Source organism: Kiloniella spongiae, from assembly GCF_001026905.1.
Lineage (GTDB): Bacteria > Pseudomonadota > Alphaproteobacteria > Kiloniellales > Kiloniellaceae > Kiloniella > Kiloniella spongiae.
The window spans coordinates 49,293-64,702 of sequence record NZ_LAQL01000005.1; the positions used below are offsets into that span (position 1 = coordinate 49,293).

Below are 15,410 nucleotides of genomic sequence, written 5' to 3' on the forward strand. Positions count from 1 at the left end.
TCTATCAGAGCTTTAACAAGAAGCCCGTAACTAAAAATAATGCTTTATACATTTGATCCTGCTCCTACCGTAACTCTTCCTGTTGTAGGATCAGAGCTATTGTTTCCTATCCGACGTATATTTTGTGTCGGCAGAAACTATGCAGAACACACAAAAGAAATGGGCGGTGATCCCGAAGTTGAAACCCCGATGTTTTTTATGAAACCCGCTGTTGCTTTAGCCTCAGAAGGTGGACCAATCCCCTACCCAAACGCAACGACTGACCTTCATCATGAAGTAGAACTTGTCGTCGCACTAAAAAGCGGGGGCAGCAATATTTCGCCAGAGCAAGCTGGTGCTCATATTTTTGGTTATGCAACTGGCGTTGACCTAACCAGAAGAGACTTACAGAAGATTTGCAAAGACAAACGCCATCCATGGGATGTGGCCAAAGGCTTCGAGAATTCTGCCCCTTGTAGTGCAATCACCCCTCTCACTGAGGAGCTCGTGCTCTCTGGATCGTCCTCTATCTCTCTAAGTGTTAATAATGAGGTTCGGCAACACGCGACACTCGGGGATATGATCTGGTCTGTTGAAAACATTATTTATCACCTGAGCCGCCTGTTTGATCTTCGCGCAGGTGATATCATCATGACCGGGACACCCGCTGGTGTTAGCGCGATCAAATCTGGTGATAAAATCAAATGTTCAATAGACGGTCTCTCTGATCTCTCTTTCCAGCTGACCTAAAATCGATCAGAGACCAAAGGGCCTACCTAAAATTCTTATTGATACCCGGCAATTGACAGTAACCTATCAAGATCAATATTTTCTTCCATATGCTGTGCCAAAGCATCAAGGGTCATATCAACCTCTTTTTCAAACGACAAAGTACTAACTTCTCTTTTTTTAATGCGGTTTAAAAAGGCAGCCCTATAACTATCAGACACAAAAAGACCGTGAAGATAGCAACCGGATACCTGCCCAGAACCAAGCTGCACGCCTTCTTCTCTTTTTCCAATGGATAGCATTGGCAGAGTGCCATCTGTTTGGTGTTCATCAACTTCAGTTACGCCAACGTGCATCTCGTAACCCGTAATCGGCTCTCCACTAGTGATCTCATGACCGTGGACTTCCTTAAGCTTCTTATTCCCAGTTAAAACAGTTGTCACTGGTAACAGTCCCAAACCCGGAACGGAAGCAACTTCCCCTTCGATACCTTCAGGATCAGTAATCAAGGCCCCCAACATTTGATACCCACCACAAATCCCTAGAACCAGCCCACCACGTCTGACATGCGCGAGCAAATCAATATCCCAACCTTGCGCTCGCAAGAATTCCAAATCACCAATAGTCGCTTTTGACCCAGGTAATATAACCAAATTTGCCTCAACAGGAATAACATCCCCGGGATGAACAAAGGTCAGCTCTACGTCTTTTTCAGCAATGAGCGGATCAAAGTCATCAAAATTGGAAATGCGTGAAATCAAAGGAACTGCGATACGAATGGTGCCTTTTTTATCAGAGACATTATCTGTTGACGAGACACCAGACTGCACTGACACAGCATCTTCATCAGGTAATTTACGCGCGTCCTTAAAATAAGGCACAACACCAAGAGAAAAAAAGCTACTCTTTTCTTCTATAATACTTACACCGGACTTAAAAAGACTGAGATCACCACGGAACTTATTAATAATAACGCCCCGAACCAAATCTTTTTCTTCCTGCGGCAAAAGCACACCAGTTCCGACAATAGATGCAATTACTCCACCTCGATCAATATCACCAATTAGGATTACGGGGACCTGGGCAGCAATTGCAAAGCCCATATTAGCGATATCACCAGATCTCAAATTTACTTCTGCCGGGCTACCTGCCCCCTCAACCAGTACAATGTCCGCTTCAGCAGCCAATCGATAAAAACTTTCAAGGACAGTTGGCATCAATTCATGTCGGCGACCCCAATAGTTACCGGTATTCGTATTTCCCCATATCTTTCCCTGCACTATAACTTGAGATCCCATGTCAGTTTGCGGCTTAAGTAAAACAGGGTTCATATCAGTAGATGGTTCGATACGACAGGCCTTGGCCTGAAGCGCCTGGGCACGACCGATCTCTCCACCACATGGTGTCACAGCGGCATTGTTCGACATGTTTTGTGGCTTAAAGGGGCGAACTTTCAGGCCGCGATTAGACAAAGCCCTAGCAATTCCCGCAACCAAAAGGGACTTTCCAACATCAGATCCCGTGCCCTGAAACATGATTGCGACAGTCATAAAGCTTCCTGCTCGTCATAAGTAAATGTTGAAGATTTAATATTTTTTACAGAGAATCACAGCGACAACCAAGTTTAAAATAGCACAAAATGCGCACAGTAAAGATTACATAAAATTTTCTATAAATTAAAGTTAAATATGAATTTAATTCATAATTACTTTATAATTAAACAGTATAAATTAAATAAAAAAAATCTATTCTTATATTTTTAACAATTAATATTTTTATTTACTTTTTATTAAGAGATAAGTGACATCATTGCTACAAGTTTTCGAGGAATAGGAGCCCTGAACGATGACAAATTTTGTAAAAACTTTTCTAACTGACGAATCTGGTGCTACAGCTATTGAATATGGCCTTATCGCTGCCCTAGTATCAATTGCTGCATTGGGAACCCTAAAATCTTTGGGAACATCGCTTGATACCATTTTCGGTGTGGCTGAATCAGCCCTTAGCGATGCAGCTAAAAAATAATCTAAATCACTAGTCCAAAATATGACTAAAAAGCCGACAGTAGAAATGCAGTCGGCTTTTTATTATACACACAAATAAATTTAGTGATTTAATTTCGACCTAGTTTTTCCCACTATTACCCACCAAAATCAACCAAATATATTAAACATTCAGAAGCCAATATTTACAAAGCATTTACCATATAGCCCTATGATAACGCTATCATGGCACGTAAAATTATTCTTATACTCATAGCATTGATGCTAAGTGGTGGTACTGCTCTTCTCGCTAAATCATGGCTCGAAGCAAATAGGCGCCCACTACAATCGAACCAAACTGTGGCCGTAGCGCCCCAAGAGTCTATCCAAATTTTAACCGCAAAAATAGATATTCCTATTGGTAAATTTATCAGTGAAGATGACTTCATATGGCAAGATTGGCCTGAAGACTATGCATCTGAACATCATTTACTAAAAGACAACTTTAAACTTGAGGATCTGATTGGGCGCGTTGCCCGTAAAGAAATTTCTGCAGGCGAGCCTATTAATCTCAAAAAATTTGTCCGACCCGGTGAACGCGGTTTTCTTGCCGCAGTACTAAAACCAGGGCACAGAGCATTGTCTATTCCAATTTCAGGAACAACAGGTGTGAGTGGGTTGGTTTTTCCAGGAGACAGAGTTGACCTAATTGTCTCCCTATCAATAAAAAATGATGAAGATAACTCAGCAACCACACGAAAAGCCAGCGAAACAGTTATGACCAATGTACGTGTTTTAGCGCTTGGTTCTGCTCTCAACACTCCCGAAGGCAAGACAAATGCCGGAGCAAAAACAGTCACGGTCGAGCTAAAACCGAATCAAGTTGAAATTGTCTCCGTAGCTAAAATTATCGGCACAATATCTTTGGCATTACGTCCGCTTGCAAAAGACGAAGAAGAGTTACAGGAAATGATTGAAACTGGCAATATTGCTGCTGACGGTAGTCCAGAAAAAGGAGACAGCTATACTTGGGACTATGAAGCCACACAGGTTTTAACGGGTGGACAAGGACCAACTCAAAGCTCTCTTGTTATTTCAAGAGGAAATTCCTCTGTCAAAGCAGGAGGAAACTGATGAATTTAGCTTCCTTTTTTCTGTCCTGTGTAACTTTTATTGCATGTTTAAATTTTGCAAACGCACAATCATTTGAAACATTCGATACCAACTCTGAGGTTATGGAAATAGAGGTTAGGAAGGGAAAACTTCTTAAACTTCCGCGATCCGCATCTAATATTTTCATCGCAAACCCCGAAATTGCAGATTTGAACGTAAAGTCGGCAAAGCTTTTATATGTTTTTGGAAAAAAGGCCGGCGAAACAAGTATATTTGCTATTGATACAAACGATCAAGTAATTGCCAGCATCCCTATAAAAATCACTCATAATCTGGAACTACTTAAAGAAACTCTGGATACAGCGCTTCCTGGCAACAAAATACAGGCGAATACAATCAACAATGGTATTCTTCTCACGGGGGAGGTTAATAACGCAGTTGATTCAGATAGTGCAAAAAGAATAGCTGAACGTTTTATTGAAGCGGAAACCGAACAGGTTATTTCGCAAATGAGTGTTCTGGCTTCAGATCAGATCCACTTAAGAGTACGTATTGCAGAGGTAAGGAATGACGTGCTCGAACAATTCGGGTTTAACTGGACAGGATCGAGCTTCAATGACGGACAGACGAACGCACTCTTAGGCACAACAACTTCTTCAATCTTAGCAACCAGTCCACCAAATCTACTCGGGGTTACCTCTACCGTTGGAAAATACTTTAATCTTAATGTTTTAATCGATGCACTCGCACAAGATGAACTGGTCACTATATTAGCAGAACCCAACTTAACAGCCGTTTCTGGAGAAACAGCCACCTTCTTGGCCGGCGGGGAGTTTCCTGTTCCCGTGGGATCTAACGTGCAAGACGGTGTACGGACAATATCTATTGCCTTTAAATCATTTGGTGTCAGTCTTGCTTTTACCCCAACAATTGTCTCTGAAAATCGAATATCATTGCGAGTACGCCCAGAGGTCAGTCAACTATCCTCTGATGGTGCTGTCGTATTATCAGATCTTGAGATCCCTGCCCTATCTACACGACGTGTTGAAACAACAGTAGATTTGGGATCAGGCCAAAGCTTTGCGATTGCCGGGTTAATACTAAACAACCAGACACAAGTAGCGAACAAAGTTCCTGGACTGGGCGACATACCAGTTCTTGGACGATTATTTAAAAGCGAGCGCTTCCAAAATAGTGAGAGCGAACTGGTTATCGTTGTCACCCCATACCTGGTAAAACCTTCAAATAATCCAATCGCTCTTCCAACTGATCCATATGTTACACAAACAAACTCAATAACACCTTCGCAAAAAATTGAAACTGCAGATCCCAAATATTCCGCTCAAGAACAAAATACAACATCTTTACTTCCAAATACCGAGCCAACTTTTATTGTGGAATAAATAATGAAAAATATATTACTCAACAAAGCCGGCTTTTGGATAATTACTTCCCTTAGCGCCTCGGCACTTACAATGGGATGTACTTCGCAAAGAGATTTTGAAACGATCCCTCCTGAACAGCAAGTATCACAAGCTGTCGTCAATTTCATGAATATTGGAAGATGGCGCCCAATTTCCACAAGCAAACATACAAAAACATATAGCTACATAGCTACTGAAGGCTTTTATATTCCAGCTGACTTTGCAGACTCATTGACTCTGGAAAAAGAGCTAAGGAACTTCATTACAAGCTACAAAGTTAATAACCAAGATGTGATCATTTTGGATGGTTTAAGAAATGCTGAAGGGGACACAACAAAAGAGTCAAAAAAAGCGATAAACAGTATTCAGTTTTCTTTAAAAGATCTTGGATATTCAAGCAAAGTAGCAAAAAAACCCATAGCTATTTTTATCCAAGGAACTCATAACGCCGCAATATTAATTCATCGGAAAGTTATTGTTACCCCAGAATGTGAGATCAAAAAACATCCAATAGGGGGCAGACCTCCCTTAAGAACATTTGGTTGTGCACAGGAAATCAATCTAGCCAACATGGTCGTTACTCCCGAAGCTCTGGATGGAACGAAACCTACAACATCAGCTGATTCTACCGCAGTTGCTCTTGGTGTTGAAAGGTACAGAAAGGGCGAGATTACTCCTCTTTTGAGTAGCTTAAGCACAAGTGGCGTTTCACAATAAGGCGTTAAGTTAAAATGGTTTCAAACGATATAGATGATATTTTTGGCGACCTCACTGAAGAACTAGATACAACAGCTGAACTTGTTGCTTTTGTAAGCGATGGCCAGACTCATGATGTGGCTTTAGCTGTTTCCAAACAATTGGGATACGCAGCAGAAGTAAGGGATGGTCAGTGCCAAGATGCAATGTCATATCTCGGTGATAACCCTGCTCCACAGTATTTATTAGTAGATATAGGAAGTGACGAATTATCTGCAGCAACATCACTGTTTTCACTTATTACAGCCCTCCCCGAAGGAACAAAACTTATTGCTGTAGGGACGATCAACGACATCGGATTTTATCGTGAAATGATAGAGATTGGTGTATCAGATTATGTCTTAAAGCCATTAACAGAAAAAGCACTTCTTACATCGATCAATAATGCAGATAAATCCAACGTTGTATATATCTCCAAAGACGAAGAACTAACACAAAAAGAAAATAATAAAGTCATTATTTTAGGTGCACGTGGTGGAGTTGGCGCAAGCACAGTTGCTGTTAACCTTGCTTGGACATTAGCCGAAGAAGTAAACGTTAAGACAGCATTACTCGACATGGATATTGAGTTTGGAACGGTAGCACTTACTCTTGATGTTGAGCCAACTCAAGGCTTAAGAGAGGCTTTGGAAAATCCCGAGCGGCTGGACAGTCTGTTTATATCCAGCACAACTGCCAAGTTGACAGAAAACCTTGCCATTATGGCAACAGAAGAAAACCTAACAGAGGATCTCTCCTTTACCCACGACGGAATTGCAATCCTAATGGAAGCTTTATCTCGTGAACATCAACAACTTATTGTCGACACTCCGAAATCAGCTGTAAAATTAAGAAAAGATATCCTTACAGAAGCAGGAATAGTTATTCTTGTCACTGAATACAATTTACCTTGCCTACGTGATACCATTAGAACTCAAAATTCAATTAAAGCAGTGAACGAAGAATGTCGGATTATTATTGTTGCTAACAAAACAGGTAACAATTTTTCCGCCATACCAGCCTCTGAATTTGAAAAATCTCTTGGCATCGGTGTAGATCTGGAAATTCCCGAAGATATTAAATTATCAATTAAAGCCGCTAACAATGGAAAACCTGCTGTTGCCTTAGAGCCCAATTCAAAAATCTCAAAGGCATTTATAAAACTCGCAAAACAAATTGCTCCATTTGATGAATCCTTATCGAAGAAAGCTATTTGGCGCAAATTCATCGGCCTCAAGTAATGCAACAAAAACAGAACACAGAGCAAACTGGAAAATTAGAACAAATTGAGCCCCTTCAGGCGTTATTAAAATCTACGTTGCCTAGCGAATCTGCTTCAGGCATGTCACGTCCAGAATTGAGCCTTAAAATTGGGCAAATCATTACTGAAGAGTTAGAACAACAGAATAGTCATTTGAACCTTCTACAAAGACGTTCATTAATCACAAATTTAATTAACTGGTATGCAGAAGACATAGCCAAACAAAAAGCGAATAAGACAGAAGCCGAAGTTGTACCAGTAGCCTCACTTTCAAAGTTCGAAAGCAGACCTTATCCAATTAACAAACCCAAACAAACAACGATCAACACCGAACAACAAGCAAGCTCTGCTTCTAGTACAGTAGAAGAGGCTAAGTCCCTGATCCAACCCAAAGTAATGGACCGACTGGATATTTCAGCTGCATCAAAGCTTCCAAAAGAGGAACTTTCTAGCCAGTTAGGAGAAATCGTCGGTGAAATTCTATTTGAAGATAAACTAAGATTAAACTCCCCTGAAAAAGCAGCCGTAATTGAACTTATATTAGCAGATATGCTCGGCCTTGGACCGCTAGAGCCTTTACTAGCAGATGAAGCAGTTACAGATATTATGGTCAATGGTCCGAACCAAGTATACATAGAAAAGGGAGGAAAATTACAACTAACAGATGTGATATTTAGAGACAATGATCACGTCATGAACGTCGCCAGAAGAATTGTTGCGCATGTAGGCCGACGCGTTGACGAAACAACACCACTTTGTGATGCACGATTGGCAGATGGTAGCCGTGTTAACATTATCATCCCCCCTCTTGCGATTGATGGCTCATCTATTTCAATCAGAAAATTTGCCAAACAAAGCATCACGCTTGATATAATGAAAAAGCAAAAAAATATATCCCCTGAAATGGCAACCGTGATGAAAATCGCCTCACGAAGTAGGCTCAATATCTTGATATCAGGCGGAACAGGATCAGGGAAAACAACACTTCTAAATGCTCTTTCGCAAATGATTGACCATGGTGAACGCATTGTAACAATCGAAGATGCAGCCGAACTTCAGTTACAACAACCTCATGTCGTACGATTGGAAACACGCCCACCTAACCTTGAAGGCGAAGGCGCAATTACAATGCGAGACCTTGTAAAGAACTCACTTCGTATGCGCCCTGATCGTATCATATTAGGCGAGATCCGTGGTTCAGAAGCCGTTGATATGCTACAAGCCATGAACACAGGTCATGATGGCTCTCTCGGCACTGTTCACGCTAACCGTCCACGTGAGGCACTTACGCGCTTGGAAAACATGGTCGGCATGGCAGGAATTAACTTACCTGCCAAAGCTGTCAGAACACAAATAGCTGATGCTCTGGACATGATTATCCAAGTATCTCGTATGAGAGATGGCATGCGAAGGATTACTCATATAACAGAAATCATTGGAATGGAGGGAGATATTGTCACAACACAAGATCTATTTACATTCAATTTCAAAGGTGAAGATGATCAGGGAAATTTGACAGGAAGCTTTGAATCAAGCGGTTTACGACCCTATTTTTATCCAAAAGCAGAGTATTTCAGCTTAGCCAAACATTTAATGGATGCAATGGGATGATAGAGTTTTTGCAGAATATTACGAATGGTCAGGCAACTGATTTACAAATAATAACAATGCTTCTTTTAGTATTTTTTATCTTTCTATTGCTTTTGTTTATAGCTTTTGCTCCAAATAATAAAAACTTGAAAACTAGAATTAATAAGGTTGTAAATACCACTAAACACCAGAACAACTATAAATCTCTTGTAAATATTAGGCGTCAAACCGACAGTAGTGGCAACTTAAAGTTAGATGAAATTATTAACAAGTTAACTCCGCGCCCAGAATTACTCAGAGAAAAAATGCAGAAAGCGGGCCTCCAACCAAACCTTGGACGTTTTTTGATGGCTTCGATAACAATAACCGTCCTTTCGCTAGGTATTCTACAACTGACAACCGACCATTCTCTTCTTATTGCTACTTTGTTTGCATCGATGATCGGACTCACCTTTCCTCATATTATTCTTCACGTCTTAAAGGCCCGAAGACAAAAAAAATTTCTGGCTTTGTTCCCAGACGCAATAGACCTAATGGTCAGAGCGCTCAAATCCGGTCTCCCGATCACAGAAGCTATTAAAAATTCTGGAGAAGAAATTGTTGACCCCGTCGGAATAGAACTTACCACTGTAACCAATGGCGTTAAGATAGGAGGAAAACTGCCTGATGAATTAGTACAAGCGCAAGAAAGAATTGGCTTACAAGAGTTTAACTTTTTCACCGTTGCATTGTCTATTCAAACGGAAACTGGCGGAAACCTTGCAGAAACATTAGCCAACTTGTCGGACATCCTTCGAAAACGAAAACAAATGCAACTCAAAATAAAAGCAATGTCATCTGAAGCAAAGGCCTCTGCTTACATAATAGGCTCTCTCCCTTTTATCATGTTCTTCATGATTTATTTTCTCAATAGAGAATATGCAGTTGAACTGATTACAGATCCACGGGGGCAATTTGCTGTTGGATTTGGACTAGCCATGATCGCGGTCGGATGTGGTATCATGTATAAAATGGTTAAGTTTGAAATATGAACTTATCTGATTTTGTTCCAGCAGGGATGTCAGAAGAAAACTTTTTAATACTAAGCGCCAGCTTAACCGTTTTGGTTATCTGTTTTACGATCTGGTACTCTTTACTCGCAAAAGACCCTAGTAATAAAAAAACTGCAGAGATGACCAAGCTGCGACAAAACATGCGAAATAGTTACATCTTACCAACTCAAAGAAGAAGAATAACACCAAATTCAGCAACGTTTATGAAGCAGATTGTTGATTTTTTCAAACTTATGAAAAACGAACAAGCTGATAAATATGCGTTCAAGCTATCCCAAGCCGGAAAACGAACTTCAGATGCACTTTATCGATATCTTTTCTTTAAGTTGATAGCCCCTATCGCAGGAGCCAGCATTTCCTATATCTATATATACGAGCTAAATGCCATAGAGCTCTCATCCCTTGGCCAGGCACTAACCACAGTCATTTCAACAATAATCTGTGCTAAACTTCCAGATTTACTCCTCAAAAATTCGATAATGAAACGTCATGAGTTAATACAAAAATCATTACCGGATGGCTTAGATTTAATGGTCATATGTACAGAAGCAGGTCTAAGTTTAGATGCAGCTTTTTCAAGAGTATCAAAAGAAATGGCTTTCGTTGCTCCAGAGCTATCAGATGAACTAACGCTTACTTCACTTGAGCTTGGCTTTTTGCCTGAAAGGAAAAAAGCACTTCTCAATCTAGCAGACCGGGTAGATATTTCGATGATGAGAAGTTTGGTAAATGCGCTTATTCAATCGGAAAAATTTGGAACCCCATTAGCTCAATCGCTAAGAGTTATGAGTTCTGAATTAAGAAATGAGCGCCTTATGAAAGCTGAAGAAAAGGCAGCAAAACTTCCTGCTATTATGACAGTTCCAATGATTATTTTTATTCTCCCACCCCTGTTTATAGTGCTTTTGGGGCCGGCAATAATAAGAATCATTGATAATTTTATTAACAGATAACCCTATAATAAGCAGAAATCATTCCTAAGCATTATTGTATTGGTTCAGTAATCACTTTTTCTACAGGACTTCCTTCGATAGTAGAGACATCAGCCAATGACGATGAATTGAATTTTGTCGGCGTAAGAGAGCTAAAATATCTCATCCTTTTCGCAACATCCGCATCATCCATATCGATACGAGATGTCTGTTCGGCAGCATCAAGATCACCAGAAAGCGTATAGGCCATGGCCAGTATTTGACGGTGCTGAACCGTCGCTTTTGGATTTTTCGATAAAGGGTATAAAACAGCTAAAGCTTCGTCGTGGCGGCCTTCGTAAGACATTGAGAGACCATAATTGCTTTGAAGAGTTAGATTATCTTTATCAAGCTCAAGCCCTTCCTTGTAATACTGCTGAGCAGTTTGCCGTTCGTCTTTTTTATCATACGCAACTCCCATCGCGTTCAATAGCTTTGGGGTCTTCTCTATTGCCAGCCCTTCAGAGAATTGTTCAATAGCAAGATCCATTTGGCCTCTGGCCAGAAAAGAAAGCCCTAGACCGCGTTTTGCTTCAAGATTGGTTTGATCTACAGCCAAAACCTGTCGATAGGCTTGTCCTGCAGCCAAAGGTTCACCTGTTTTATTAAGGATTGCCCCAATTCGAAGCATAGCTTCAGGATTGTCAGGATTGAGTTCGAAGACACGTTGATACAACCCAATGGCTGTACGATAATCGCCCCTGTTGTAAGTTGCCTCAGCGATATCAAAAACCTGTTGGGTTTCTTCGTCAAACTCTTGGGTTTTACCTGGCTCAACACTACCTTGCGCCACTTCCTTCTTCGGATGTTTAATACCAACCGCAGATGAGATGTTATGCATGACAGAACAGCCAGACAATACGAAGGATATCCCCCCAAGGATCACAATCCTTTTGGCAAATAGTAAGGACATATCAATTCTCCGTTTAGCAACACAAACCCAGACTCGTGCTAAAATAGCGGAGATCTACTTAAACTTTCGTTAAGTATTCGTCTTGAAACCAATAATCAACGACATAATCCGAGATCAAAACAATAAAAATCTAATGAATTAATTCAGTACGTAATATCAAAAAACTCTTCGCGATTAAGATACACCGAACCAACAAGGTGCTTTAGGTTATAGTTCTTATCTATTTCCGGGCTTGGCGCAATATTCCAAATCCAGCTCTTATCAAGTTTATTGAATTTCAGACCATAAAGTGCGTTATCTCTGAGATCTTCTTTTCCTGGTTCGCTAACAGCACTTAGCTGACGATCCAGATCTGTAATCAGAAGCACCGGGGCTTCACAACCTTCCAGCCACGTCAAGTGATCGATAACGATATTACGGCAACAGATCTTTAGCTTATCGCTATCCTCATCAATTCCCGACTTGATCAACCAGTTTTGAATATTGATTGGTAACTGAGACAGAACATTACAGGAAATGACAAGATCAGCGTCTTTGAGCAAATCAGCAGGTGGATTTGATCGAACTTCTGATACATCAAAACCAGGTTTTAACTGTTCAACAGAAGTAACAAGACCCGTTAGATCTGCCTCGACCAAGAATATAGAGGAACTGCGCCGAGCCTTTTGGCGTATAGACTTTAAAAAGACGACATCGACAAGAACAACCATTTCAAATTGGCGTTCCAGATTATTAAGGGGAATGTCGTGCCCCGCCCCTGCCCCGAGAACGATTACTTTCTTATGTTTTGAAAGCTTACAAATAGCAGAAGAAATCTCAGAGCGGGTATTTTCAAGATGCGATGCCCACGCAGATTGACACCTCTGGAATCTTGCATCAATGGCTATGGCTTCATGCAAATATCCGAAGCGTCTGAATTTATTCTCGCACTTGGCAAAAAGAAAACTGAACGCTTCGGATAGCATCTATAAATTCTTATAACCGAGTAAATCAGGGGTAATCACAACGATCGCCAATGACCTGTACAAATCCCTTTGCCCCGGTCTTAAGGGTAAACTTATACTCAGAGCCATTTACAACAATGGATTTATGTAATGGCAACTTACCTGACAATTTAACCGACTTCCCGCCCAAAGTCGTAAAGACAAAGTCCAAGGGTTTTGCCGCGTCATACCATGCTTCAATTTTATTTTCGGCATTATAGGCAGATTCACCTTTTGCTGTAATCGTAACACCGCCGCGCGCAAAACTGACATTGTCATTAACGCCCGTATAAATCGGCGTATTGACATAAAAACGCTTCTCAACAGGATTATTATCACACGCGCGCTTATTTTCGGCACTCGCAATCAGGAACTTAAGACGATCAAGAGAAACACCGTTCGCTATTTTTTCCTGCAGATCTGTGACAATAAGCTTCAACTCACCAGTCGGGACATCCTTTTGATAACGATTTTCCCAACCCGCAGCAGTTTCTTTCGTTGCTTCCAGATTACTATTGAGTTCGTCTCTCAACTCCATAAGTTCCTGAACAGTTTGTTCCAGTTCTTTATTTTTATCATTCAGGGTTATGACCTTACGATTGGCCAGTTCAAGGCCTGCCCGATACGAATACCAGCCTGCAGCACCAATAAGAATTAACGCTATTGCCCATTTGAAAACCGCCCAACGAAAATTGTTTGAACGACGGCGACGGGTTTCACGAAGACCGAGAGACATCGAAATTTTTATCCATACTTAATTGTGTTAAGGTCAAGCTGCGCCTCTACCACGCGCCTAACCGTTGATATACAACAAACTTACTGAATGGCAACTCTAAATTACAGCTTTTGCCTTGTTGAGCAAAGTAAAAGACGACAATAAAGAGCACCAACAGAATAAGACTGTGATTTACCTACCATAATAGATATTTCGAAAAATATACCCTAGTTGTGTCCATTCCATGGCAAAATGGTATAGTATGACATTAAACTCATAACCGCAGTTTAAGGGAACCGCCAATGGCAGAAGATGATATCAAGGAAAAAGTCCTCAATGATTTAAGGTCTCTCCGTGGCAAACTTGACCCCGAAATTTTACGAGAAGTCGAGCTTCGCATGAACGGGCAAGTCCCCTACGACAAAGAATCTGCCCGGAAAACTGTAGAACTTTTTCTTCACGCCCGTCACGATCAGGGAGCTTTTGCAGAAAAGGTTCTCAAAGCTCTAAAAGTCAAAGATCAGGAAAAAGACGGTAAATAATTGAAGTTTACCAAGTTCGTTAACACTTTACTCAAATCCAATTTATCTAGAAACGGATGACAGGTCTTAACCAATTGCCTATATAACTCTTTCTTCAGGAGAGTTATGTGAACGATACATCAAAATTTATTGCTATTATTGGGGGCGGACCTGCTGGCCTTATGGCCGCGCATAAATTACTGGAAATGGGGCATAGAGTTCATCTCTATGATGCCAAACCCTCTGTTGCCAGAAAATTTCAACTTGCGGGTCGTGGCGGCCTTAATTTGACGCACACCGAGCCTCTCGATGTATTTGCTACACGTTACTACGAGAATGAAGCTCGTTTCATCCCCCTCTTAAAAAAATTCACACCAGATGACTTAAGAGATTTCTGCCATACTTTGGGCCAGGAAACTTTTATTGGTTCAAGCGGACGCATTTTCCCAACCAAGTTTAAAGCGACTGAACTCTTACGAGCCTGGTTATCCGATTTATCTCATAAAGGCTTAAAACTCTTTACCCGGCATAAATGGATCGGCTTTGATCAACAAAAAAACTTACTCGTCGAAGACAATAAAAACCAAGTCATCACTATAACCCCGCAAGCCACTGTTTTAGCCCTTGGTGGTGCCAGTTGGGGGAAACTTGGTTCTGATGCCGCATGGGTACCAATCCTGGCTAAAGAAAAAATTGAAATAGAACCTTTGGAAGCAGCAAATTGCGGGTACGAAACGCACTGGCCAAAAACGTTACAAGAGAGCTGTTTTGGACAACCACTTAAGAATATCTCCATTTCTCATACGGGCAAAAAAATAAAGGGAGAAATCATGCTTTCCTCCTATGGTCTGGAAGGCGGCGCGATATATGCCCTAAGCAAATCTATCCGTGAAGCAATTAATAGTAATCAGTCAACAGCTATTTTCATTGATCTGAAACCGAAACATAGCGAAGAAAAATTGGCAAAAACTCTTGAAGAAAGGAAAAACCGCCTTCCTCTTGGGAAATTCCTGAAACAAGAGTTACGACTATCATCAGTTAGCCTGAACCTTCTCAAAACCCTTACCAGTAAAGAAGAGTTTAACTGCCCGCAAACACTTGCAAAAAAAATAAAAAACCTGCCTGTTACTCTTCATAAAGCAAGACCAATTGACCGGGCGATTTCTACAGCAGGTGGCATTAAATTTGACGCATGCACGGACGATTTAATGCTGCAAAATTTACCTGGAATTTTTGTCGCCGGTGAAATGCTGGACTGGGAAGCACCAACTGGTGGCTACCTGCTTCAAGGATGCTTTTCTATGGCTGTGCATGTCGCTCAGGGTATTGACCAATATCTAAGCAAACAGTCTTAACAATTAAAACCCGTTTCTCCAGAAACAAAAAACCGGGAATGCATTACATCCCCGGTTTCCTATACCCCTAAATATTTGGGTATCTTT

General features: G+C 41.0%; 15 protein-coding genes. 11 read left to right on the plus strand and 4 right to left on the minus strand.

Annotated features, from left to right (window positions below; translation table 11 throughout):
* Positions 1 to 39 precede the first annotated feature (39 nt).
* Positions 40 to 729 (plus strand): fumarylacetoacetate hydrolase family protein, encoded by a 690-nt coding sequence (locus tag WH96_RS08010; RefSeq protein ID WP_047763655.1) that lies wholly within the window; start codon positions 40 to 42, stop codon positions 727 to 729.
* A gap of 35 nt (positions 730 to 764) precedes the next feature.
* On the opposite strand, the gene WH96_RS08015 is transcribed toward WH96_RS08010, so the two are convergent.
* A complete protein-coding gene (locus WH96_RS08015) occupies positions 765 to 2,258 on the minus strand; it encodes a cobyric acid synthase (protein ID WP_047763656.1) in 1,494 nt (497 codons plus the stop codon).
* A 295-nt stretch (positions 2,259 to 2,553) separates the two neighbouring features.
* Here WH96_RS08015 and WH96_RS08020 point away from each other — a divergent pair, with 295 nt between their 5' ends.
* From WH96_RS08020 to WH96_RS08055, 8 genes are all read left to right on the plus strand, one after another.
* Positions 2,554 to 2,733, plus strand: a complete 180-nt coding sequence (locus WH96_RS08020; RefSeq protein WP_047763657.1) for a Flp family type IVb pilin — start codon at positions 2,554 to 2,556, stop codon at positions 2,731 to 2,733.
* 203 nt (positions 2,734 to 2,936) lie between these two features.
* Positions 2,937 to 3,824 carry a Flp pilus assembly protein CpaB gene (gene cpaB, locus WH96_RS08025; RefSeq protein ID WP_053005770.1) on the plus strand — a complete coding sequence of 296 codons (888 nt, stop codon included), beginning with the start codon at positions 2,937 to 2,939 and terminating at the stop codon, positions 3,822 to 3,824.
* Positions 3,824 to 5,206 carry a type II and III secretion system protein family protein gene (locus WH96_RS08030; RefSeq protein ID WP_053005771.1) on the plus strand — a complete coding sequence of 461 codons (1,383 nt, stop codon included), beginning with the start codon at positions 3,824 to 3,826 and terminating at the stop codon, positions 5,204 to 5,206. Before cpaB ends, WH96_RS08030 begins: the two co-directional genes overlap by 1 nt.
* 3 nt (positions 5,207 to 5,209) lie before the next feature.
* Entirely contained in the window at positions 5,210 to 5,944 is a 735-nt protein-coding gene (locus tag WH96_RS08035; RefSeq protein WP_047763658.1) for a CpaD family pilus assembly lipoprotein, read from the plus strand.
* A 14-nt stretch (positions 5,945 to 5,958) separates the two neighbouring features.
* A complete protein-coding gene (locus WH96_RS08040; protein WP_047763659.1) occupies positions 5,959 to 7,203 on the plus strand; it encodes a P-loop NTPase in 1,245 nt (414 codons plus the stop codon).
* Positions 7,203 to 8,834 (plus strand): CpaF family protein, encoded by a 1,632-nt coding sequence (locus tag WH96_RS08045; protein WP_047763660.1) that lies wholly within the window; start codon positions 7,203 to 7,205, stop codon positions 8,832 to 8,834. The genes WH96_RS08040 and WH96_RS08045 overlap by 1 nt, the downstream gene beginning before the upstream one ends.
* Positions 8,831 to 9,844 (plus strand): type II secretion system F family protein, encoded by a 1,014-nt coding sequence (locus tag WH96_RS08050; RefSeq protein WP_047763661.1) that lies wholly within the window; start codon positions 8,831 to 8,833, stop codon positions 9,842 to 9,844. Before WH96_RS08045 ends, WH96_RS08050 begins: the two co-directional genes overlap by 4 nt.
* Complete coding sequence (locus WH96_RS08055) at positions 9,841 to 10,818, plus strand: type II secretion system F family protein (RefSeq protein ID WP_053005772.1); 978 nt, start codon at positions 9,841 to 9,843, stop codon at positions 10,816 to 10,818. The genes WH96_RS08050 and WH96_RS08055 overlap by 4 nt, the downstream gene beginning before the upstream one ends.
* A gap of 31 nt (positions 10,819 to 10,849) precedes the next feature.
* Here WH96_RS08055 and WH96_RS08060 read toward each other — a convergent pair whose 3' ends face one another.
* From WH96_RS08060 to WH96_RS08070, 3 genes are all read right to left on the minus strand, one after another.
* Positions 10,850 to 11,749 (minus strand): tetratricopeptide repeat protein, encoded by a 900-nt coding sequence (locus WH96_RS08060; RefSeq protein ID WP_047763662.1) that lies wholly within the window; start codon positions 11,747 to 11,749, stop codon positions 10,850 to 10,852.
* A gap of 143 nt (positions 11,750 to 11,892) precedes the next feature.
* Positions 11,893 to 12,714: a hypothetical protein gene (locus tag WH96_RS08065; RefSeq protein ID WP_047763663.1), complete on the minus strand. Its 822-nt coding sequence runs from the start codon at positions 12,712 to 12,714 to the stop codon at positions 11,893 to 11,895.
* Positions 12,715 to 12,739: 25 nt separating this feature from the next.
* On the minus strand, positions 12,740 to 13,468 hold the full coding sequence (locus tag WH96_RS08070; protein ID WP_047763664.1) for a hypothetical protein: 729 nt from the start codon (positions 13,466 to 13,468) through the stop codon (positions 12,740 to 12,742).
* A gap of 281 nt (positions 13,469 to 13,749) precedes the next feature.
* On the opposite strand from WH96_RS08070, the gene WH96_RS08075 reads away from it, so the two are divergent.
* Positions 13,750 to 13,989 carry a hypothetical protein gene (locus tag WH96_RS08075; protein WP_047763665.1) on the plus strand — a complete coding sequence of 80 codons (240 nt, stop codon included), beginning with the start codon at positions 13,750 to 13,752 and terminating at the stop codon, positions 13,987 to 13,989.
* Between the two features lie 107 nt (positions 13,990 to 14,096).
* Positions 14,097 to 15,323: a TIGR03862 family flavoprotein gene (locus tag WH96_RS08080; protein WP_047763666.1), complete on the plus strand. Its 1,227-nt coding sequence runs from the start codon at positions 14,097 to 14,099 to the stop codon at positions 15,321 to 15,323.
* The last annotated feature ends 87 nt before the right edge of the window (positions 15,324 to 15,410 follow it).